The sequence below is a fragment of the Frateuria hangzhouensis genome (assembly GCF_026410505.1).
Lineage (GTDB): Bacteria > Pseudomonadota > Gammaproteobacteria > Xanthomonadales > Rhodanobacteraceae > Frateuria_A > Frateuria_A hangzhouensis.
Genome location: NZ_JAPMIU010000003.1, coordinates 186779 through 209522 on the forward strand (window position 1 = coordinate 186779; position 22744 = coordinate 209522).

Annotated in this window: 14 protein-coding genes; 5 read left to right on the top strand and 9 right to left on the bottom strand. The window is 69.5% G+C overall.

What is annotated here, in order from left to right; all coding sequences use genetic code 11:
• Nucleotides 1-205 precede the first annotated feature (205 nt).
• The 9 genes from OSC30_RS04480 to OSC30_RS04520 form a co-directional block, all read right to left on the bottom strand.
• Nucleotides 206-493: a KGG domain-containing protein gene (locus OSC30_RS04480; protein ID WP_267170631.1), complete on the bottom strand. Its 288-nt coding sequence runs from the start codon at nt 491-493 to the stop codon at nt 206-208.
• 62 nt (nt 494-555) lie between these two features.
• Nucleotides 556-762, bottom strand: coding sequence for a DUF2795 domain-containing protein (locus tag OSC30_RS04485; RefSeq protein ID WP_267170632.1), 207 nt, complete (start codon nt 760-762; stop codon nt 556-558).
• Nucleotides 763-781: 19 nt separating this feature from the next.
• On the bottom strand, nt 782-1108 hold the full coding sequence (locus tag OSC30_RS04490) for a hypothetical protein (protein WP_267170633.1): 327 nt from the start codon (nt 1106-1108) through the stop codon (nt 782-784).
• A 202-nt stretch (nt 1109-1310) separates the two neighbouring features.
• A complete protein-coding gene (locus OSC30_RS04495) occupies nt 1311-1544 on the bottom strand; it encodes a KGG domain-containing protein (protein WP_267170634.1) in 234 nt (77 codons plus the stop codon).
• A gap of 60 nt (nt 1545-1604) precedes the next feature.
• On the bottom strand, nt 1605-1787 hold the full coding sequence (locus tag OSC30_RS04500; RefSeq protein WP_267170635.1) for a hypothetical protein: 183 nt from the start codon (nt 1785-1787) through the stop codon (nt 1605-1607).
• A gap of 227 nt (nt 1788-2014) precedes the next feature.
• A complete protein-coding gene (locus tag OSC30_RS04505) occupies nt 2015-5761 on the bottom strand; it encodes a translocation/assembly module TamB domain-containing protein (protein WP_267170636.1) in 3747 nt (1248 codons plus the stop codon).
• A gap of 163 nt (nt 5762-5924) precedes the next feature.
• Complete coding sequence (locus OSC30_RS04510) at nt 5925-7682, bottom strand: autotransporter assembly complex protein TamA (protein ID WP_267170637.1); 1758 nt, start codon at nt 7680-7682, stop codon at nt 5925-5927.
• A 97-nt stretch (nt 7683-7779) separates the two neighbouring features.
• Nucleotides 7780-10380 (bottom strand): glycosyltransferase, encoded by a 2601-nt coding sequence (locus OSC30_RS04515; protein ID WP_267170638.1) that lies wholly within the window; start codon nt 10378-10380, stop codon nt 7780-7782.
• A gap of 252 nt (nt 10381-10632) precedes the next feature.
• Nucleotides 10633-11100 carry a Dps family protein gene (locus tag OSC30_RS04520; protein ID WP_267170639.1) on the bottom strand — a complete coding sequence of 156 codons (468 nt, stop codon included), beginning with the start codon at nt 11098-11100 and terminating at the stop codon, nt 10633-10635.
• 196 nt (nt 11101-11296) lie between these two features.
• Between OSC30_RS04520 and OSC30_RS04525 the strand changes: the two genes are divergently transcribed.
• The 5 genes from OSC30_RS04525 (at nt 11297) to OSC30_RS04545 (ending at nt 22514) form a co-directional block, all read left to right on the top strand.
• Nucleotides 11297-13258 carry an LTA synthase family protein gene (locus OSC30_RS04525; RefSeq protein ID WP_267170640.1) on the top strand — a complete coding sequence of 654 codons (1962 nt, stop codon included), beginning with the start codon at nt 11297-11299 and terminating at the stop codon, nt 13256-13258.
• A 195-nt stretch (nt 13259-13453) separates the two neighbouring features.
• Nucleotides 13454-17629, top strand: coding sequence for an ATP-dependent RNA helicase HrpA (hrpA, locus tag OSC30_RS04530; protein ID WP_267170641.1), 4176 nt, complete (start codon nt 13454-13456; stop codon nt 17627-17629).
• 109 nt (nt 17630-17738) lie between these two features.
• Nucleotides 17739-19850 carry a bifunctional (p)ppGpp synthetase/guanosine-3',5'-bis(diphosphate) 3'-pyrophosphohydrolase gene (locus OSC30_RS04535; protein WP_267170642.1) on the top strand — a complete coding sequence of 704 codons (2112 nt, stop codon included), beginning with the start codon at nt 17739-17741 and terminating at the stop codon, nt 19848-19850.
• A gap of 77 nt (nt 19851-19927) precedes the next feature.
• Nucleotides 19928-21658 carry a tetratricopeptide repeat protein gene (locus tag OSC30_RS04540; RefSeq protein WP_267170643.1) on the top strand — a complete coding sequence of 577 codons (1731 nt, stop codon included), beginning with the start codon at nt 19928-19930 and terminating at the stop codon, nt 21656-21658.
• A 10-nt stretch (nt 21659-21668) separates the two neighbouring features.
• On the top strand, nt 21669-22514 hold the full coding sequence (locus OSC30_RS04545; RefSeq protein ID WP_267170644.1) for an SDR family oxidoreductase: 846 nt from the start codon (nt 21669-21671) through the stop codon (nt 22512-22514).
• The last annotated feature ends 230 nt before the right edge of the window (nt 22515-22744 follow it).

A 22744-nucleotide genomic window follows, 5' to 3' on the forward strand; every position in this document is an offset into this window, starting at 1 on the left:
GCCCGAGAACGGCGCTCCGTCCGCCAACGCATCGGGCCATGTATGCATGTAGGAGCCCACTTGTGGGCGATGCCTTTTGGCCGGCATCCGAGCTGAGAGCATCGCCCACAAGTGGGCTCCTACAAGGTTCGATTCAGCGGGTCTACTCGAGGTCACCTGCAAGGGCATCGACCAGCCCCGGCGGCCACCCGCAGTCGCGACGAGGCTACCCTTCCGACTCACGCCCCTTGTTCACCAGATCGCGCACGCGATGGCCACCCTTGGTGCCCAGTTCCGAGTAGCCCTGAGGCCCCAGTTCCTCCTTGCGCGCTTCGCCGCCCTTCTTGCCGAGCGCCGAATAGCCCTCCGGTCCGAGCTGTTCCTTGCGGGCCTCGCCGCCCTTCTTGCCCATCGCCGAGTAGCCCTCGGGACCGAGCTGGCTCTTGCGGACCTCGCCGCCGCGCTGGCCGGCTTCGCGAACGCTCATGTCGCCGGAGTTCTTGTTGCTTGCCATGGTGGTACCTCGTCATCAGCAATGGTGTGGAAGGGCGCTGCTTTTCTTGGTGGTCGCGGGGGCTATCGCTCGTTGCCGTAGCCCTTCATCACTTCCTGCGGACCGCCGTACTTCTCGTCGGGCAAGTTGCGGATCTCCTGCATCACCTCGTCCGGCGCGCTGTTGCGGCGGGCGCACTCGATCAGGTCCTGTTTGTCGGCCGGGTAGTCGACGCCGCTCAGGTATTGCTGCACGTTGGCCGGCGAATGGCCTCCTACGCCTCGTGTCATGGTGTTCTCTCCGCGGTGGTTATTCGTTGCCTTCGGATTCCTTGCCCTTGTTGATCAGGTCGCGCACGCGGTGCCCGCCCTTGGTGCCCAGCTCGGAATAGCCTTCCGAACCGAGCTGTTCCCTGCGGGTCTCGCCGCCTTCGCGGCCGATGTCGCTCATCGCGTTGGGGCCGCGCTGCTCGCGCAGCGCTTCGACGCCCTGGTGCCCGAGATGCGAATAGCCTTCGGGACCGAGCTGTTCCTTGCGTGCCTCGCCACCCCGTTGACCGGCTTCGCGCACGCTCATGTCGCCCCTGCCTCGGGCGTGGCTGGACGGTGTCCGGTTGTTGTGCTCGTTGTGTGCCATGCGATTCTCCGGGGTGTGCGGGGACGGTGTTCAAGGGACGCCCGCCTGGCGGGCAAGGTTCGGGTTGCAACCGGTGTGCCAGTGGCGAGCGCGCCACGCCGGGCCATTTCAGGGCGGGATACCGGTAGCCGCCTGTAATTTGCGCCGATCCGTGGAAAGAACTGCCACCCTCGCCTGCGTGCGTGGGTCGCCTGGCTGGCTGTCAGTCGCCTTCGCTCTGCCTGCCCTTGGCGATCAGGTCGCGCACGCGCTGGCCGCCCTTGGTGCCCAGCGCGGAATAGCCTTCGGAGCCGAGCTCCTCCCGGCGGGCCTGCCCGCCCTTGCGCCCGATCGCCGAGTACCCTTCGGGACCGAGCTGTTGCTTGCGGATCTGGCCGCCCTTGCGACCGGCCTCGCGGACGCTCATGCCGCCCTTGTCGCTGTCCTGGTTCTTCATGGGGATCTCTCCTCACTTCCGGGGGGAAGAAAGTCGTTGCGGTGGGGTTGCGCGTACGGATCAGTGACGGCGCTCGCCACGTTCGGCCTCACGACCTTTCTGGACCAGCTCGCGCACGCGCTGCCCACCCTTGCGGCCGGCCTCGCGCACGGTGGTGCCGCCACCGTCGTTCGTGCGCGGGGCGGCGTCGCCGGCGTGCTTGCGGGTGTCCTGGTCAGGAGAGGAGAACGGTTGCCTGGTCATGGTCATCTCCGTGGTTGGATACCCGGTCCTGGCTGCCGGGCAGCCAAGGGCCTGCATCAGGGGTGCCAGAGAAGGCACCGCGCGCCCGCGCGGTTCGCCACGCAGCGTGCGCAGAAAATTTGCGAGTGCCGGGAAAGAACTACACGCCCATCCAGGCGGGTGGCTGTGTGCCCGGCGGGGAGGCTGTCCCGTTCCTTCCGGGCGGGCCCGTCAAGGGCGGACGCGCGTCAGCGTTCCAGCCGGTAATTGATGCTCGCGCGGCTGAAATCGGTGGCGTTCTGCATCTCGAGGTTCCAGCGGTGGCTGAGGCGGTAGCGCAGGGTGATCACCTGGCCGGGTTCGAACAGGCCCACGCCGTAGCTCAGGTACAGCCGTGGCGAGAGGTATTTGCCCACGGTGAAGGCCGATTCCCCGCCCAGCGCCTCGTTGCTGGACACGCCGATCTCGTCGATGCCCAGCCGACTGCCGATGCTCTTGGCGAGCAGGTCGCCCGCGGCTGAGCCCAGCGCCTGGGCGGCGGCGCCGACCATGTCGCCTTCGCCGCCGTTGACCTGCGACAGCGGCTTGCCGGTGATCAGGTAGGACAGTGCGTCGGACTGTTCCATCGGCGGGTTGGAGAACACCGTAAGGATCGGCCGCTGCGCGGTGCCGGTGATCAGCAGGCCGACCTCCTGGCCTTCGTCGATGGTGGCGTTGGGATTGAGCTTGCGCACCGCGCGCAGGTCCAGGCCGGGGTTGTCGACCGGCGTGCCGGCGAACAGCAGCTTGCCCTTTTCGATGTGCAGATCCTGGCCGTAGGCCTGGTAGGTGCCGGACACACCGATCTGGCCCTGGCCGCGGGTGGCGCGGCCCGGTTGCTCGATCACCGTCAGCGAGCCGGTGAGGCGGCCGTCCAGGCCCTTGCCGGTCAGATGCGTGCGGCGGCCGAGGTCGACTTTGACTTGCGCGTAGATCGGCAGTTGCGCGGCGGCCTGTTCCTGCTCGCGTTCGTCGACCACCACCACGTCCGGCGAGGCCTTGGTGGCGCCGCCGCCAGGCAGCCGGTCGAGATCGACGTCGGCGCTGTCCAGCGCGACCGCGCCGGTGATGCGCACGCCCTGGGCGTCACGCTCCACGCGCAGGTCCGGCGTGAGCACCACGCGGGCGGCGGGGATGTCCGCCGCGGTGACGTCCTGCCCGCTAAGGGTGATCGCCGTGGGTGCCTGTGCGGTGAGGCCGTAGGCGCCGCCGATCGCCAGCGTGCCCTTACCCGAGCGCACGTGGCCGTCCAGCTCCAGGTGTTGCGCATCGGGGGCGCGCAACACCAGCACGCCATCGGCGAGCTTGAGGCCCAATGCGGGGACTTCGGCGGCGAAGCCGTCCAGGTTCGCCTGGCCGGTCACCGCCGGCTGCGCCAGCGTGCCGGCGAAGCCGAAGCGGCCGTCGAGCCGCCCGTGCACGTTGGCCACTTCGGCCGTGAGCAACTCGATCGGGGCGAGGTCGTCCAGCCGCAGGGTGAGTTCGCCGCCGAGCGCCTGCGCGTCGCCGTCGATGGTCACGCGGCCGTCCAGCCGGCCGTTGCCGTTGAGTGCGGCATGCGCTTCGATCTGTTGGTGGCCGGGCGCCAGGTCGGCGTCGAGGGTGAAATCCCGCCAGGCCAGCAGCGGCCGCTGCGCCTGCTCGGTGTAGGTGATCGATCCCTGGTCGGAGGCCAGCGTGGCCTTGCCGCTCAGCGCACCGCGCGCGCTGCGCTTGAGCGTGCCCTGGCCATGCAGCGTGCCGTCGGCGCGCATGGGCAGGTCGGCGTAGCCGGCGGCGTTGAGCAGCAGCGCCAGCGGCAGCGCGCGCAGGCGGTAGCTGGCATCGAGATTGCCGCCCTTGTCCTGGCGGCCCTCGACGCACAGCAGCGGATCGCCGGCGGTGAGGCAAAGCTGTGACAGCGCCAGCGCGCCGCCGTTGTAGTCCAGCGTCGCCGGCTCCTGCAGCCGCCAGCGCGGCAGGCCCTGCGGCTCCAGATCGAGCGTGCCGAGGATGCCCTTCCAGTGGCCGTTCTTGAGGCTGCCATGCAACGCCAGGTTGGCGGAGAGCTGGCGGCCGTCGGCATCCAGCGTGAGCCGGTGCGCCGCTTCGGTGCCCTCGGCATGTAGCGCGAGCGTGTCGAAGGCCAGGCCACCGAGCCAGGCGTCGCGCGCATCGACATCGACGTTGCCGCTGGGCCGGCTGATGTCCGGCAGGCGGGCCTTCAGGTCGAGCCGGCCGATGCGCTGGGTGCCGTAGGCGAGCGTGCTGCCGTGTGCTTGCCCCTCGACGCCCAGCGCCGGCGGCAGGCCGGTGACGTGGGCGTTCGCTTCGAGCTGGCCGCCGGCATCGGGCAGCCAGTCGGCCAGGCTGGCGATGGTCAGCTGCACCTGCACGTCGTTGCGCGCGCCCGGCTTGCCGTCGATGGCGACCGTGCTGTTGCCGGAGGCAAGCGACAACGTGCCGTCGACCACCTGGTTCGGCGCCAGGTGCAGCTTGCCGTGGCCGCGCACCGGCCGACCGCGCAGGCGGCCCTCGAGGCGGGCCAGGTCGAGGGTGGCGTCGGGCTGGCCGGCGGGCAGGGTGCCGGCCGTGTGCAGTTGCGCATCCAGGGCGCCATTCCAGCCGGCGAACAGCTGGCCCGGGTCGAAATCCTCCGCTTCGGCCGCCAGCTCCCAGCCGAACACCGGTTGCAGGGTGAGCGTGCCCTGCGCATGCAGGTGGCCCTGCGGCTGCCTGATGTCGAACGTACGCAGCGCCAGCTGCTGCGGCGTGCCGTCCAGGTTCACCGCCAGTTGCGCGAGTTTGCCCGGCGGGCCGATGGCGACGCTGCCTTCGGCGTGGAACTGCGCGGTGCTGCCGCGCACATCCAGCTGGCCGTGGCTGGCAAGTGGCTGGCCGGCCAGTTCCGCAGGCAGTTCGAGATCCCGCCAGGCCAGTTGCAGCGTGCCGGAGGTCGGTTCGGCATCGAGCCGGACCTGTCCGTGCGCTTCGAGCCGGCCCTCGATCTGCGGCGAGGTGAGGGCGAGCGTTTCCAGCGTGAGCAGGGAACGGTCGTCGTTGAGCTGCGCGCGCAGCGGCGCCAGTTGAAGCCGCCATTCATTGAGGTCGACGTGGCCGGTCAGCGTGCCGCCGTGGCGGTCGCCCTTGCCGTCGAGGTCCAGCGCCAGGCTTTGCAGCGAGCCTTCGCCGAGCAGCGGTGCAGGATCGAAGCGCGGCGCGTCGAGCGAGGCCGTCCACGGCCAGGCGCCGCCCTGTTGCAGGGTGGCGTGCAGGTGCGCGGCCATCGGTTGGGCGAGCGCCACGTCGACCCGCGCGTTGGCGCCATCGCTGTGCGCCTGGAGCTGGCCGGCGTAGGTGGTGTCGCCCAGCGTCCATGCGACGCTGGCCTGGCCCTCGCCCTGCCAGGTCTCATCCAGGGCCAGGGTGCCGTGCAGGTCGGCGCGCCCCTGCGGCGAGCGCAGGCGCAGGGTGCGGATGGCGATGCCCTGTGCGTTCCACTGCCCGGCGAGGTCCAGGCTGTCGGCGGTGAATACGGGTTGCTTGCCCTGGTGGATCGCCACGTCGGTCACGTGCGCCTGGTCGAGCTGGATCGCCAGCGGCGGATGGAGCGACGGCGGGCCGCTGTCCGGTTCGCCCGGTGTGGGCGGCGGCAGCGCGACGTCGACGCCACGCACGTCGAGCATGTCGACGTGCAGTTGCTTGCCCAGCAGCGGCCACAGACGCAGGTCCAGCTTCGCGCTGGCGATGCGCACCTCCAGGCCCTTGCCGTCGGCGTAGCGCAGATCCCGGAGCTGCAGCGGGCCGGCGAGAGTGCCGCTGGACTGCCGCACGCTGAGCGCGCCGTCGGTGAAGCCGCTGGCGCGGGCCAGGGCGAAATGCAGGCCGGCGTTGGTGCCGAGCAGCCACCACAGGACCAGCGCCAGTAGCAGGAGCAGGGCGAGCAGGGAGAGGCCGAGGCGCTTGAGCCACTTCATGGGTGAGCTCCTGGCGAGGCCAAAGGCCTCCCCCTCTCCCCAACCCTCTCCCCCGACTGCGCCGGGTGAGAGGGGGCATGTAACTCCCGGCTCGCCGCAACCGCTCCCTCTGCCCCGGCCACGCCGGGGGAGAGGGTCGGGAAGAGGGGAAGGCTCTTCGACATCACAGATCCGGCCCGATCACCACGTGCAACTGGATCCCATGCGCGCGGTCGTTGCGGATCGGCGTGCCCACGTCCACGCGGATCATTCCCACCGGCGAGAGCCAGCGCAGGCCCAGGCCGGCGCCCACCTGCGGCCGGTAGTCGGTGCCGTTGAAGGCGTTGCCGGCATCGACGAAGGCGGCCATGCCCCAGTGGCGGTTGAAGTAGTGCTCCACCTCGGTGCTGGCCACCAGCAGGTTGCGGCCGCCGATCACGCGGTCGAAGCTGTTGCGCGGGCCGATCGCCTGGTAGTCGTAGCCACGCACCGAGCGGGCGCCACCGGCGAAGAAGCGTAGTTGCGGTGGCAGCGCGCTGAAGTCGCCGGTGGAGGTGATGCCGGCGCTGGCGCGCAGGATCAGCCGGTCGCGCCGGGTGAAGGCGTTGATCCACTTGGCATCGGCGGCCAGCTGGCTGAAGCGGGTGTCCGACAGCAGCGAGCCGGCGGTGCTGCGCGCGTACACGCTGAGCGACCAGCCATGCCGCACGAAGGTCGGGTTGTCGCCGTGCTTCCTGGACAGCGAGGCCTCGCCGAACACCAGCTTGCTGCGGCCGTGTTCGATGCCGGGCGCGTTGTCCGGCTCGCTGCCGCGCTTGCCGACGGTGAAGGTGCCGATCAGCGCGTGTGCGCCCACGGTGCGCGTCCAGCCGTGCCACAGGTCGGTATGGTTGCCGACCAGTTCCAGCGTGCGCGACTGCGACGTGGCCGTATCGGCATCGCGGAAGTTGACGCCGAAGTTGAGGCTGCGCTGGTCGCCACCGGGCAGCGGGATCGTGTACAGCGAGGACAGCGTCTTCAGCCGCTGCGCCAGGACCAGCTCGTTTTTCCACTTGTGGCCGCGGCTGTTGACCCAGCGCCGCTCCAGGCCCAGGCGCACGCCCAGGCCGGTGTCGGTGCCGAAGAACGGTCCGCCGGTGTAGACGCTGCGCTTGGCCGGCTGCAGTTGCACCTGCACGTCCACGGTGCGGGTGGCGTCGTCCACGTCCGGCAGCACGTTGACCACCGAGAAGTAGTCTGCGCCGTTGAGCGCCTGCTGCAGGCGCAGCAGGTCGGCCTGGTCGAAGTACTCGCCGCGGTCGAACGGCAGGTAGCGGTCGAGAAAACCGGGTTCGAACTGCGAGCCTTCGAACGCGACCTTGCCGAAGCGGTAGCGCGGGCCGGCCTGCCAGGCCAGCTCCACCACGGCACTGCGATCGGCGCGGGTCACCCGCACCTTGTGCGTGACCAGGCGGGCGCCGAGGAAACCGTTGGCGGTCAGTGCACCGCTGAGGTCGTCGCGGGCCTTCTCGTAGGCGCCGTGGTCCAGCACGTCGCCCTTGAGCCGCTCGATCGCGCGCTCGGCACGGCGGATCGGCGCGATCTTCAGCGCCGCCTCGTCCAGCGTCACGTGGACGGCGGTGATGCGCACCGGCTCGCCCCGCTTGACCGTCAACGTGACCTGCCAGTCGCTGGCTCCCGTGCGCTTGAGCGCTCCCTGCACGCTGGCCTCGTAATAACCGTAGGGCTCCAGCGCCGCGCGCACCTCGTCCGGCGCGTCCTCGTACAGGCGGCGAATCTGCGCCTCGCTGACCGCCCGGTTGGTGTACTGCGACAGTTCCACGCCGTTGCGCACGGCGGCCTTCAACGGGTCGTCCACGCCCTTGACCTCCAGTCGCACACCCGCCTGCGCCGCCAGCGGCAGCAGCAGGAAGAGTGCGATCAGGCATCGAAGGCGGCGCATGCGGTGGGGACGTCCCTGTGCGGGTGCGTGCGGGGCACCTGAGCTTAGCGACGTGGATGTTGCCGCCGCATAAACGGCGCGACCCGGCGGGCGCCGGTCAGCCCGCCTTGTCACCGGCCTTGTGCGCGATCCAGGCGCCGGCCACGGCGGAGAAGTACGGAATCGATTGCGCCGCCAGGATGAACATCCACAACGTGCCTTCGATGTAGCGCGTGCCGAACGAAACGGCCATGCCCACGATGCACATCACCAGCGCGCAGGCCATCAGCAGCTCCTCGCGCACCGGCGCAAAGGCGGCGAAGCCCGATTCGCCCAGTCGGCGGCTCTTGGCGGTGACCACGAAAGCGGTCTTCTCGCGCGTCAGGCCGTGCAGGATGCCGCGGGCGATCGCATGGGAAAGGCCCATGCTGGCCACCGAAGCCATCAGCGTGTCGTACCAGCCGCAGGGCACGCGCGCGCGGTAGAGCACGATGCCGAAGATCGCCTTGGCGAAGAAGAAGCCGATCACCGGGATCAGGAACAACTGCATCGGCAGGGCGAAGTACTGCGGGTAGGCCACCATGCCGGCGGTCCAGTAGATCGCCATCAGGGTAAAGACCAGATGCAGCGCATCGGCGAACCAGCTGAACCAGCCGGTGAGGAAATGGAAGCGCTGACCCAGCGACAGCGGCCCCTTGCTGGTCATCCACTCCCAGCGGCCCTTGAGGATCTGCATGGCGCCGAACGCCCAGCGGTAGCGCTGGCTCTTGTAGGCCTTGAAGTCGGCGGGGGTCAGGCCCTTGCCCATCAGCTCGTCGACGTAGACCAGCTCGTAGCCGGCGTGCATCAGGCGCAGGCCGAGTTCGGCGTCCTCGCAAATGGTCCATTCCGACCAGCCGCCGGTGCCTTCCAGCGCACTGCGGCGAACCATGGTCATGGTGCCGTGCTGGATGATCGCGTTGCGCTCGTTCCTGTGGTGCATGCCGATGCGGAAGAAACCGTCGTACTCCCACGCGGTCATGCGGCGGAAGCGGTTGTGCTCGAACTCGCGGTGCGCCTGCGGGCACTGCACCACGGCCACCTTCGGGTCGTGGAAGTAGCCGGTGAGGGTGGACAGCCAGTCCTGGCGCACTTCGTAGTCGGCGTCGATCACCGCCACCACCTCGGCGCGCGGGTCGGTTTCCTTCAGGCCGAAGTTGAGCGCGCCGGCCTTGAAGCCGGGCCACGGCTCGAGGTGGAAGAAGCGGAAGCGCTTGCCCAGTCGCTCGCAGTACGCCTGCACCGGCTTCCACACGTCCGGGTTTTTGGTGTTGTTGTCGATCACCAGCACTTCGAAGTTGTCGTAGTCGAGTGCGGCGAGCGAGTCGAGCGTGACGATGACCATCTCCGGCGGCTCGTTGTAGCAGGCCAGGTGGATGGAGACGAACGGCTGCTTTTCGGGCCGGTCCGGCTTCAACATGCCGGCATGGCGCTGCCAGCGCCGTCGCCACAGCACTTCGGTGAACTCGAAACCGTTGATCAGCAGGATCGCCAGGATCGCGATCTGCGCCGGGAACAACAGCACCAGCATGGTCCAGTCGATCCAGCTCAGGTAGAAATTGAAGGGCAGGGTGGCCGACCACACGATCAGCCCGCAGGCCAGCTGGATCAGCAGGCAGAAGAACAGCTTGCCGGTCAGCTTGAAGCGCCTGAACTTGCGCGCGAACCAGATCATCGGGATCAGCGCCAGCAGGCTTGCCGCCAGCGCCTTCCACGGCCAGGCGGTGTCCTCGGTGACCGGGCCGGTGAACGGGAACTTCAGCTGCCGGTTGGCGTTGAAGGTGCCCCAGTAGGCACCGGTGCGGCCTTCACCCAGGTTCTCCTTCCACGGCTGGTCGAAGGCTTCCAGCAGGAAGTAGTCGATGTTCCTGGCCTTCGCCCGCAGCAGCCACTCGCGGATGAAGATGGCCTCGTTGGAGACCGACGGGTCTGCCCTTTCGTGGCGGTCGCCGTTGGACGGCCAGCCGATCTCGCCCACCACCACCGGCTTGTCCGGGTACATCCGGCGGATGTTGTCGTAGGCGCCCGCCGCGGCATCCACCGCGTCCTTGCGCGCGATGCCGTTCCAGAACGGGAACAGGTGGATGGTGATGAAGTCGACGTGCTGGACCAGTTCCGGGTACTTGATCCAGATGTAGTCCGGTTCGGCGATCGATACCGGCTGGCGGATCGCGGCGCGGGCGCGGTCCAGGTATTGGATCATCTGTCCCACGGTCAGGTCGCCGCGGAACAGCACTTCGTTGCCCACGATCACCCGCTGGATGGTTTCCGGATAGCGTCGAGCCAGCGCGATCAGCGCCTCGAGCTCCTTCTCGTTGTTGATCAGGCGCGTGTCGATGTTGGCGCCGGCCATCACTTTCAGGCCTTCTTTCTCGGCCAGGCGGTAGACCTGCGGGTTTTCCAGCGTGGAATAGGTGCGGATGCGCGGGGTGTAGCGACGCAGGAGTTTCAGGTCCGCGTCGATTTCCTCGTCGGACGGGAAATCCTGCTTGAGCGGGTTCTGGTAGCGCTGGAACACCGATACCGAATAGCCGCTGATCGGCCCGTGGAAATCGTCCGGACCGTGCGGGCGGTTACCCACCCACCACAGCCCGATGTTCAGGGCCGCCACGAGCAACGCGAGCAGGATGGCCGCAAGCCACGGATACCGGCTGTCCTGTCTGGCTTCTGTGGCGCTCAAACACCTTCCCCGTCGGACGCCTCCATGTGAGGCCAATCAAGCCCGCGGAGCTTAACGAGGCGAATGAGATGGCTCAATAAAGACGTTGCGGGGTGGTCAGCGCGAGGTCAGCCGGCAAGGTCGGCAAAAGATGCCAGGCTTCATCCTGGCAGGATCCTGCAGAAAGGAATTGCACCGCAGGATCGGTTTCAGCCCACCAGCCCGTCTGCCGAAGAGCCGATGGGCCGAGACCCACGCGTCGCGCCGCGCGGACTACTTCAGCAGCGAGCGCAACATCCAGGCGGTCTTCTCGTGCTCCTTCAGCCGGCCGGTCAACATGTCGGCGGTGCCTTCGTCGCCGCCGTCCTGGGCCACCTTGATCGCGCCGCGGGCGGTGTGGGCAGCGATTTCGTGACCCTCGACCAGTTGGCCGACCATGTCCTTCCACTCCGGTACGCCCGGCTCTTCCTTGATCGAGGTGAGCTTGGCGAACTGGCTGTAGGAGCCGGGGGCGGGCACGTCCAGCGTCCGGATGCGTTCGGCGATCTCGTCGGCGGCCAGCCACAGCTCGTTGTACTGGGTCTCGAACATGGCATGCAGGCTGTTGAACTGGGGCCCGGTGACGTTCCAGTGGAAGCTGTGCGTCTTCAAGTAAAGCGAGTAGGTATCGGCGAGCAGCTTGGAGAGCTGGTCGGCAATGGTCTGGCGGTCCTTGGGCGCGATGCCGATGTTCAGGGCCATGGTTTGACTCCTTGCGATGGGTCCAGCGGTTACCGTAGCCCGCGCGCGCCCGGTAGTGAAATGAAATCTTCCGATGATGGCCATAGCTCGGGGCTATCGGATGAACGAAGTGCGGTGCCGTGTCCGGCAAGAATCTTCCCGCGGCGGTTAGACTTGGATGTACGCCGCGGCATCCGCGCGGCCCGCGGGGGAATGCATGCGACGTCTGTCCTGGCGCTTTTTTGCCGCCACGTTGGTCTTTTTGACGCTCAGCCGGCTTGGCCTGGCTCTGTGGCTGTGGGCGCGCGTGCAGCCGGCCGGCGGGCTCTGGCCGGTGCTGTTGGGCGGCTGGCGGATCGACCTGAGCCTGCTCGCGATGGTGGTCGCGTTGCCGGCGCTGCTGTCCCCCTGGCTCGGCCACCTGGCCTGGCCCACCCGCATCACCGCCTGGTGGTACCGGATCTGGTGGCTGGCGTTCGTGTTGCTGGAGGTGTCCACTCCGCAGTTCATCCGCGAGTACGACACCCGCCCCAACCGACTCTATGTCGAATACCTGGACAGCCCGCGCGAGGTCTCGGCCATGCTCTGGCATGGCTACAAGGGCGTGCTGCTGGCGGCACTGGTGGGGCTGGTGCTGCTGGGCTGGGCCGGTTTCCGCTGGCTGCGCACCGACCGGCCCGACCCGCGCATGCGCATGTGGCTGCGGCCGCTGGCTACGGCGGCGGCCTTCGTCGTGTTGTTCCTGGCCGCGCGCGGCACGCTGGAACATCGCCCGCTGAACGCCTCGATGGTGGCCTTCAGCAACGACAGCATGGTCAACGCCCTGCCGCTGAACTCGCTCTACAGCGTGATCAATGCCATCCGCGGCATGCAGGACGAGCGTTCGGCCGCCGCGGTGTACGGCGCGATGCCGGAGGCGCGGATGCAGCACATCGTCCGCGAGACCGCCGGCTTCGACGGCCCGATGCTCGATCCGGCCCATCCGAGCCTGCATCGCCAGTACGCCACCCGGGCATCGGCGCGGCCGCTGAACCTGGTGATCATCGTGGAGGAAAGCCTGGGCGCGCAGTTCATCGGCACGCTGGGCGGGCAGAAGCTCTCGCCGCAGTTCGATGCGCTGGCGCAGCAGGGCTGGCTGCTGGCGCGCACCTACGCCACCGGCACGCGCTCGGTGCGCGGGCTGGAGGCGATCACCACCGGTTTCCTGCCGACCCCGGCCGAGGCGGTGCTGAAACTGCCGCGCAGCCAGCATGGCTTTTTCACGCTGGCGGGGCTGCTGGGCCAGTTCGGCTATCACTCGCGCTTCATCTATGGCGGCGAGGCGCACTTCGACAACATGAAGTCGTTTTTCCTCGGCAACGGCTTCGACGAGGTGATCGACCAGCCGAAGTTCGCCACGAAGCCCGGCTTCGTCGGCTCCTGGGGCGCGTCCGACGAGGACATGTTCAACGAGCTGCACCACCGGCTGATGCAGGACGACGGCACGCCCGATTTCACGCTGGCCTTCAGCGTCTCCAACCACACGCCGTGGGAGTATCCGGCCGGGCGCATCCAGGCCAGCGCGCCGGCCGCCAGCGTGCAGAACACCGTGCGCTACGCGGACTGGTCGCTGGGCCGGTTCTTCGAGCGCGCGCGGCAATCGCCGTACTGGGACCACACCGTGTTCCTGGTGGTGGCCGACCACGACGCGCGCGTGTTCGGCGCCAGCCTGGTGCCGGTGAACCATTTCCATATACCGGCGCTGATCCTGGGCGCCGGCGTGCCGGTGCAGCGCGATGAACACATCGTCAGCCAGATCGACCTGGCACCGACGCTGTTGTCGCTGATCGGCATCAGCAGCGCGCAGCCGATGCTGGGTGCCGATTTGACCGTGCGCTATCCGGGCCGGGCGATCATGCAATACGGCGACCATTTCGGTTATTTGCAGCACGACCAGTTGCTGGTGCTGTTGCCACACCAGCCGCCCCGGCAGTTCCACTACCAGGTCGAGACCCGCACGCTGACCCCGGCGGCGGTCGACCCGGCGCTGGCGGAAAAGGCCCTGGCGCACGCGCTGTGGCCGAGCTGGGCGTATTTCCACCAGCGCTACACATTGCCGCCGGCGGAGCTGCAGCACGCAGCCTCGCAAACCCTCGCGACCGAGCCGCCTGCCGGTGCGGCGGCTTTGGCCGGGCACTAGAAGCCGCCCGGGGCGCTGCTTCCACGCTTCCCTGTAGGAGCCCACTCGCGGGCGATGCCCTTGCTCTGATGTCGGCCAAAAGAGCATCGCCCACAAGTGGGCTTCGTACGGGGCTGGGCGTAGCCGCCATCAGGTGGCCTTGCCGTGTGGCTGGCTCGGCCAGCACACGGGCCTACAGCTATCATGTGCCGTTCCATGAGTACCCCGCCGACCCCACCCGCAAGCGCATCCGCCGATAGTCGCCTGCCCGCGCTGCGCCGCGCGCTCGACGCCGTTTCCAGCCGCGACTTTGGCCGCCTGCTGGGACGGTGGCGCGGACTGTCGCGCCAGCCGGACGCGCGCAAGCTCGATGCGCTGGCCGCGGACATCGCCACCTCGACGGCCCGGCGCCAGGCGCGCGTGGCGGCCAAGCCGGCGATCCGGCTGGACGAATCGCTGCCGATCACCGCCCGCGCCGACGAGATCGTCGAGCTGATCCGCAAGCATCAGGTGGTGGTGATCGCCGGCGAAACCGGTTCGGGCAAGACCACCCAGCTGCCCAAGCTGTGCCTGGCGGCCGGCCGCGGCGAAGCCGGCATGATCGGCTGCACCCAGCCGCGCCGGCTGGCCGCGCGCTCGGTCGCGCGCCGCGTGGCCGAAGAACTGGCCACGCCGCTGGGCGAGCAGGTCGGCTTCCAGGTGCGCTTCAACGACCAGGTCTCCGAGCGCACGCTGGTCAAGTTCATGACCGACGGCATCCTGCTGGCCGAGACTCAGGGCGATCCGTGGCTGTCGTCCTATGACACGCTGATCATCGACGAGGCGCACGAGCGCAGCCTCAACATCGACTTCCTGCTCGGCTACCTCAAGCGCCTGGCGGCGAAGCGGCCGGAACTGAAGATCATCGTCACCTCGGCGACGATCGATACGGCCCGCTTTGCCGAACACTTCGGCGACGCGCCGGTGGTGTCGGTGGAAGGTCGCGCCTATCCGGTCGAGGTGCGCTGGCGCCCCGCGGAGTCTGTAGGAGCGCACCCTGTACGCGACCGTGGACCACAAGTCCGCGGCGACCGCCTGCAGCAGGGCAGTGCCGAACACCTCGCCCTGGCCATCGACGAGATCATGACTGACCGCAGCCTCGGCGGTGGCCCCGCCGACGTGCTGGTGTTCCTTCCCGGCGAGCGCGAGATCCGCGACGCGCACCTGCTGCTCTCGCGCCGTCAGTACCGCGAAACCGAGGTGCTGCCGCTGTACGCGCGCCTGTCGGCCGCCGACCAGGACCGCGTGTTCAAGCCCGGCCCGAAGCGCCGCATCGTACTGGCCACCAACGTGGCCGAAACCTCGCTCACCGTGCCGCGCATCCGCTACGTGGTCGACACCGGCAGCGCGCGGATGATGCGCTACAGTCAGCGCAGCCAGCTCGAGCGCCTGCACGTGGAACCGATCTCGCAGGCCGCCGCCGATCAGCGCAAGGGACGTTGCGGCCGCATCGGCCCGGGCATCTGCTACCGGCTCTACGACGAGGCGGATTTCGAGGCCCGCGCGCGCTACACCGATCCGGAGCTGCTGCGCTCGTCGCTGGCCAACGTGATCCTGCGCATGTTGTCGCTGAAGCTCGGCGAGGTGGAGGATTTTCCGTTCCTCGAAGCCCCCGATCCCCGCATCGTGGCCGACGGCTACCGGCGCCTTGCTGAAATCTCCGCCATCGACGAGCGCCGCCACCTGACCGCCATCGGCCGCCAGCTCGCGCGGCTGCCGATCGACGTGCAACTGGCGCGCATGCTGGTGGAGGCGCATGAGCACCATGCCTTGCGCGAGCTGCTGGTGATCGTGGCCTTCCTGTCCATCCAGGACCCGCGCGAGCGGCCGGCCGACGCGCGGCAACAGGCGGATACGGCGCATGCGGTGTTCGTCGATCCCAGGTCCGATTTCGTTAGCGTGCTCAATCTGTGGCGTGAGTACACGAAGGCGCACGAGGAGCTGACGCAGTCGAAGCTGCGCGACTGGTGCGGTCGGCATTTCCTGTCGTTCCTGCGCATGCGCGAGTGGCGCGAGCTGCACCGTCAGTTGCTGCTGGTGGTGGGGCAATTGGGGTGGAAGTTGGATCCGGCTTCTCCCGCCCCCCCTGCTGCCAGCAAGGAGGGGGGAGAAAGCCGGGGCGAGGGCGCACGCTCGCGGAAGACTCCGGTCGGAGCGGGTAAAGCTCCCTCTCCCCCGGCCCCACCGGGGGAGAGGGTTGGGGAGAGAGGGCGCGCTTCACGCAGTGAAGCGCCAATGCCTCGCCGCTCCAGGAAGGTTTCCGGCGAGGCCCGGCCCCACACCCCAGCCCACACCCCCGGGGGTAGAGGGAGCGAGGTCGCGGCAAGCCCCGAACAGTACGAAGCGATTCACCGCTCGCTCCTCGCCGGCCTGCCCACCCAGGTCGGCCACAAGGACGAGAAGGGCATCTACCGCTCCACCCGCGAGCGCAAGTTCCAGGTTTTCCCCGGTTCGGCACTGGCCAAGACCCCGCCGGCGTGGCTCTTCGCCGCGCAGATCCTCGACGTCGGTGGCCGGGTATGGGGCATGGCCTGCGCGCGCGTCGAACCGCTCTGGATCGAGCAGCAGGCCGGCCACCTGGTGAAGGCGAGCTGTCGCGATGCGCACTGGTCGCGCAAGCGCGGCACCGTGGTCGCCTACGAACAGGTCAGCCTGTTCGGCCTCACCTTGGTCGAGCGCCGCGCAGTCACCTTCCAGAAGCAGGACCCGGCGCTCGCCCACGCGATCTTCCTGCGCGAGGCGCTGGCGCGTGGCGACCTGGACGCGCGGGCCGACTTCGTGCGCGCCAACCAGCGGGTGCTGGCGCAGGCGCACGAGATCGAGGCCAAGCAGCGCCGCGAGGGCCTGCTGCGCAGCGAGGACGAACTGGCCGCGTTCTTCGAGGGCAAGCTGCCTGCAGATATCGCCGGCACGCGCGCGCTCGACGCCTGGTACAGCCGCGCGCGTCCCAACGAGCAGGCCGCTTTGCGCTGGTCGCTCGATGACGTGATGGCCGGCGGGGCCGGGCTGGACCCGAAGGCCTTTCCCGCCACGCTGGACCTTCCGCAGCAGCGTTACAGACTCGAATACCGCTTCGTCCCCGGCGACGAGGCCGACGGCGTCACCCTGCAGTTGCCGCTGGCGATGCTCAACGCGCTGCCGGCGGCGCGGTGCGAATGGCTGGTGCCGGGGCTGCTTGCCGACAAGGTGGCCGAGCTGATCCGTGGCCTGCCCAAGGCGCTTCGGCGCAACTTCGTGCCCGCGCCCGATTTTGCCCGCGCCTTCGTCGAGGCCGAAGTCCCGCGCGACCAGCCGCTGGTCGAATCGCTGGCCGCCTTCCTCAAGCGCACGACCGGCGTCGACGCTCCGCCGGCCGAATTCGCCGCGGCCGACCTGCCGCCCCATCTGAAGATGCGCTTCCGCCTGCACGACGAGCGCGGCAAGACCTTGGGAACCGGCCGCGACCTGGCCGCGCTGCGCGCGCAGTGGGAAGACCAGGCGCGCGAGGCGTTTTCGCGCAAGACCGACGTGGAGCTGACCCGCGAAGACGTCACCCGCTGGGATTTCGAGGAGATCCCCGCGCAGGTGCGTTCGGAGGGCGGCCTCACCGCCTTCCCGGCGCTGGTCGACCTCGGCGAGGCGGTGGCGTTGCGTGTGTTCGAGCGCCGCGACGAAGCGCGCGATGCGCACCTGCAGGGCGTGGAGCGGTTGCTGCGCAACGCGGTGGCGAGCGACATGAAGCAGGCCCGCCGGCGCCTGCCGATCGCCAATCCGCTGTCGCTCAAGTACGCGCCGCTGGGCAGCGTCGACTCGCTGCGCGAGGACCTGGTCGAGGGCGGCTTTGCCGACCTGCTGGCGGCCCACGACCTCGACGCACGCACGGCCGGCGACTTCGAGGCGCTGCGCACCGCGCTCGCGCGCGAGCTGTTTGCCGCGGCGGTCGGGCGGCTGAAGCTGGTCGAGCCGATCATCGAAGCGCAGGCCGATCTCAAGCCGTGGCTGGAGCCGCCGCTGATCGGATTCGCCCGCGCCAGCTACGACGACCTGCGTGAACAGCTCGACGCCTTGCTCGCCCCCGGCTTCGCGCGCGAGCTGCCCACCGCGCGCCTGGCGCACTACCCGCGCTACCTCAAGGCCATGCGCCTGCGCGCCGAACGCCTGCGCCAGGACCCGGCCAGGGACCAGCAGCGCATGCTGCAGGTGATGCCCTACTGGCGCGAGTACCTCAAACACCAGGCCGCCGGCAGCGGGAACCTCGACGAACTGCGCTGGCTGGTCGAGGAATGGCGCGTCTCGCTGTTCGCGCAGGAACTGAAAACCGCCGAACCGGTCTCCGCCAAACGCCTGGCACGCGCGCTCGAAACCCTGCCGTGACCCGTAGGGTGGGCTTCAGCCCACCATCCGCCGCATCCAGAAGTTGGTCTGTGGCCTGAAACCCGCCCCACGGTTGCCGGAACCCATTTGTCCTAGCATGTTGTCCCCCATGTCCGAGCCCGCCCACCCCGCATCGACCCGCCTCGCCGCCTGGCAGGCGCGTGCGACTGCCTCGCCGTTGCTGGCGGACGCGCTCGTGGCCAGCACGCCGGCGAACGAAGCCGAGTGCGCCGACGTGCTGGACCTGCTCGCCATGCTCGGCTGCGACGTGCAGACCCAGGCCGCGGCCGTGTGGTTCGAAGTGGCCGACCGCCACCCGGACGCGTGGCAGGCGCGCGCGCCATCGCTGCCGCTGGAGCTGCAACGGCTGGTCGAAGGCCAGCTCGCCGCGCAGAAGGTCTGGGCCTTGCACGCCCAGCGCGAAACCGGCACCTCCGAAGGCCTGCGTCGGCTGTTGCTGGCGATCATCCGCGACCTGCGCGTGGTGTTCGTCCTGCTGGCGCGCCAGCTCGCGAAGATGCGCGGCGCAGCAGTGTTGCCCGAGGCCGAACGCGTGGCGCTGGCCCGGCTCACCCGCGACATCCACGCGCCGCTGGCCAACCGGCTGGGCATCTGGCAGTTGAAGTGGGAGCTGGAAGACCTGGCCTTCCGCCATCTGCAGCCGGATACCTACAAACGCATCGCGCGCCTGCTGGACGAGCGCCGCGCGGACCGCGAAACCTTCATCGCCCAGGTGCTGGCCGAACTCGGCACCGCACTCGAGGCGGCCGGCATCCGGGCCGACCTGGCCGGTCGCCCCAAGCACATCTATTCCATCTGGAAAAAGATGCAGCGCAAGGGGCTGGCCTTCGACGATCTCCACGACATCCGCGCCGTGCGCATCCTGGTCGACAGCGTCGCCGACTGCTACGCCGCGCTTGGGGTAGTGCATGCCCAGTGGCAGCACCTGCCGCGCGAGTTCGACGATTACCTGGCGCGGCCCAAGGGCAACGGCTACCGCTCGCTGCACACCGCGGTGATCGGTCCGGCCGGCCGGACGCTGGAGGTGCAGATCCGCACCCACGCCATGCACCGCGACAACGAACTCGGCGTGGCCGCGCACTGGCGCTACAAGGAAGGAGGCGGCGCCGATGCCGAGTTCGAGGCCAAGATCGCCTGGATGCGCAAGCTGCTTGAACCGCGCGCCGAAGAGGAGTTGGCCGCAGGGCTGCGCACCGAACTGCTGGAAGACCGCGTCTACCTGCTCACGCCCAAGGGCGAGGTGTTCGACCTGCCGCGCGGCGCCACCGTGCTGGATTTCGCCTACCACGTGCATACCGAGGTCGGTCACCGCTGCCGCGGCGCCAAGGTCAACGGCCGCATCGTGCCGCTCACCCACCAGCCCCGCAGCGGCGATCGCGTGGAAATCGTCACCGCCAAGAATGCCGAACCCAGTCGCGACTGGCTTTCGCCGCACCATGGTTATCTCAACACCAGCCGCGCGCGGGAGAAGGCGCGCAGCTGGTTCCGCCGCATCGCCTTCGACGCCAACCTCGCCGCTGGCCGCACGTTGCTCGAACGCGAGCTCAAGCGGCTGGCCCTGCCCGGGGTGGACCTGTCGAAGCTGCCGGCGCACTTCCACCTGAAGACCCACGACGAGATGCTGGTGGCGCTGGCGCTGGGCGAGGTCAGCGGCGGCCAGATCGCCCGGGTGCTGCAGGAGGCGGCGCAGCCGGTCGAGCCCACGCCGGCACCGGCGCCGCCGGTGCGCCACGTCGCGCCCGACCACGCCGCGTTGCGCATCGAGGGCGTCGGCAACCTGCTTTCGGTGCTGGCGCGCTGCTGCCAGCCGCTGCCGGGCGACCCGGTACGCGGCTTCATCACCAAGGGGCGCGGCGTCTCCGTGCACCGCGCCGACTGCGCCAGCCTGGCGCGGCTGGCACGGCGCGATCCGGATCGCGTGATCGAGGTCGAATGGGGCCGCGCTGCCACGCAGTCCTACCAGGTCGACATCGAACTGCGCGGGTTCGACCGCAAGGGCCTGCAGAAGGACGTCACCAACCTGATCAGCAACATGGGAACGCCCATCGTGGCGTCCTCGAGCCGGCTGGAGGTGAGCACCGGCGAGGTCGAGATGCGCTTCACCCTGCGCGTGCGCGACTTCGAGCAGCTGTCCGCGCTGCTCGGCAAGCTGGTCGCGCTGCCCAACGTGGTGGAGGCGCGGCGCGTCAGCGCAAGCTGAATACACAAGCATCACCGGGCCGGCGTGCAGAGTACGCGATGCTAAGCTCCAATGCGTTGCCAGGACAGCCTTGACCCATGAGCGGACGCAAAGACCACCACGACCGGCGCAACGGCCGCGCCGAACCCACGCTGGGCGATCTGGGCGGGCTGGACACGCCGCATACCCACGTGCACGATCCGGACGACCGCCTGCCGCCGATCTCGTTCGAAACGCCGCAGCGCCCGCCGCCGGCGCGCCATCGGCGCGTGCGCGTGCGCAGCTGGCATGTGGTGCTGCTGGTGGTCGTGCTGGTCGTCGGCGGCGGCGTATGGGCGCTGCGCGAGTACCAGAACAGCCTGCGCGACATGGTCCCGCGCACCGAGCTCAATGACGTGCTGAGCCGCGCCGACGCCGCCCTGCGTGATGGCCACCTGGACGGTACCGACGGCAGCAGCGCGCGCGAGCTGTATCAGTCCGCGCGCGGACTGGAGCCGGACAACGACCGCGCCCGCGACGGCCTGCACCAGGTCGGCATGGCCGAGCTCTCGCGCGCCGATACCGCCTATCGCGCCGGCCGGCTGGACGAGGCACGGCGGGAACTGACCGTCGCCCGCGAACTGCTCGGCGGCGGCAACGACGTCGACCGCCTGGACAGCAAGATCAAGCAGGCCCGTGGCGCCGCCGAACCGGCCGACGGCCTGGTGGAACGGGCGCAGCAGGCGCTCGCCGCCGGCAAGTTGACCGGCGACGACGGTGCCGGCGCGCTGTACCAGCACGTGTTGGCCGGCGATCCGGACAATGCCGTGGCCAGGCACGGCCTGGACCAGGTCGGCGCCGGCCTGGCCAACCAGGCACGCGCCGCGCTCGCCCACGACGACCCGAACACCGCCTCGGCGCGCATCGACCAGCTCGCCGCGATGTTGCCCAGCTATGGCGAACTGCCCTCGCTGCGCGCCGCGCTCGCGCAGGCGCAGCAACAGGACCAGGGGGCGCTGCTGGAGGCCATCTCGCAGGGCCAGCAGGCGCTGCGCGACGGCCGCATCAGCGGTGCCGGCAACAACACGGCGCTGGCCCATTTCCAGCACGCGCTGGAACTGGACCCGACCGATCCGCAGGCGCGCGCGGGCCTGGGCCAGGTCGCCCGGGCGCTGGTGGTGCAGGCCAATGCGGCGCTCGATGCCGACGACACGGCGCAGGCCTCCAACCTGCTGGACCAGGCCGCGGCATTGGCGCCCAAGTCGGCCGATCTCGCCGCCACACGCGCACGGTTGGCCAGCGCCATCGCCAAGGCGGCCCCGCAGACCCCTGCGCAGCCCGCACCAACCCCGGCCCAGCCCGCGCAAGAAGTCGAACCGCCGCCGCCCCCACCGCCGGCGCTTACCGTTGACCAGATCGAGCAGGTCGCCGAACTGGTACGCCGCGCCCGCACGGCCGCCTCGCAGGGGCAGATCATGCTGCCGCCGGGCGATAGCGCCTACGACCTGTACCGCAACGCACTGGCCATCGACGGCAACAACCGGGCCGCGCTGCAGGGCCTGGAAGACCTGCCCAACCTGGTGGTGCAACTGTTCAACCAGGCGCTGTCCGGCGGCAACCTGGGCAAGGCCGGTGAGCTGCTCGGTGCACTGGGCGATCTCTCGCCCGGCGATGCGAACGCCAGCGTGCTGCGTGGACGGTTGGTCGATGCCTGGCTCGACCTGGCCGAACAGCAGCTCGACCGCGGCGATCGCGCCAACGCGGCGCAATCGATCGAGCAGGCGCGCAAGCTTGCGCCGTACCAGTCGCGCGTGACCGAGCTTTCGCTGCGCCTGCAGTCCGGTCGCTGAGTCGATCCGCATGACTGTCGTGGTGTTCGGGGCCAGCGGCCAGATCGGCCATTTCCTGCTGCCGCGCCTGCGCGCGCGCGGCGTGCCGGTGCTCGGCGTCAGCCGCGATCCTCCGGCCGGCGAACCGGGTGTGCAATGGATGCGCGGCGGCTTGCCCGACGCGGTGCCCGCGCTGCCGCCGGCGTCGGCCATCGTCAGCTTCGGCCCGCTGCTGCCGTTCGCGCGCTGGCTGGCGGCGACCGCACCGGCCAACGCACCGCGCATCGTGGCGACCAGCTCGATGAGCGCGCAGAGCAAGGCTGCTTCGCGGGTGCCCGCCGAGCGCGAGATCGCGCGCCTGCTGCTGCAGGGGGAAGACGAACTGGCCGCCACCTGCGCGGCGCTGGGCTGTGGCTGGACGGTGCTGCGCCCGACCCTGATCTACGGCGCTGGCCGGGACAAGAGCCTCACGCCGCTGGCGCAGCGCGCGATGCGTACGCGGGTCTTCTTCCGTCCCGCCGGTCGCGGCCTGCGCCAGCCGGTGCACGCCGACGACATCGCCCTGGCCGCGCTGGCCGCGATCGATCGCCCGGCCAACCGCGTGCTGATGCTCGGCGGCGGCGAACGGCTGCCTGCCGGCGAAATGTTCGCCCGCGTCCAGCGCAGCCTGCCGGTCGCCACGCTGGCGCTGCCGATCCCGGCCTGGCTGCTGCGCCTGGGTCGCCACGCGCTGCCGCGGCTGCGCGGGCCGTTGACACGGCTGGAGTCGGATCTGATCGCCGACAACAGCGAACTGCAGCAACTGCTGGACGTACACCCACGCGTCTTCCAGCCCGACGCCTCGTGCTGGCCGTCCGTTGGCGGGAGCCCGCGTTAGCGAAGAGCATCGCCCACAAGTGGGCTCTTACAGGGTATCGGCGCTCTTGTAGGAGCCCACTTGTGGGCGATGCTCTTCAACGGCCAGAAGAATGAAGAACGGCCGCCATTGCCGACCTTCTATAGGGCCCACCCGCGGAAAGCCCCATCGCCCACCTGCGCGCGTCCGCAAAGGACCGGTTGCCCGGGGAATGCCACGAAGCTGCCCGGCCGGCGCCATTTCGCGCCGCC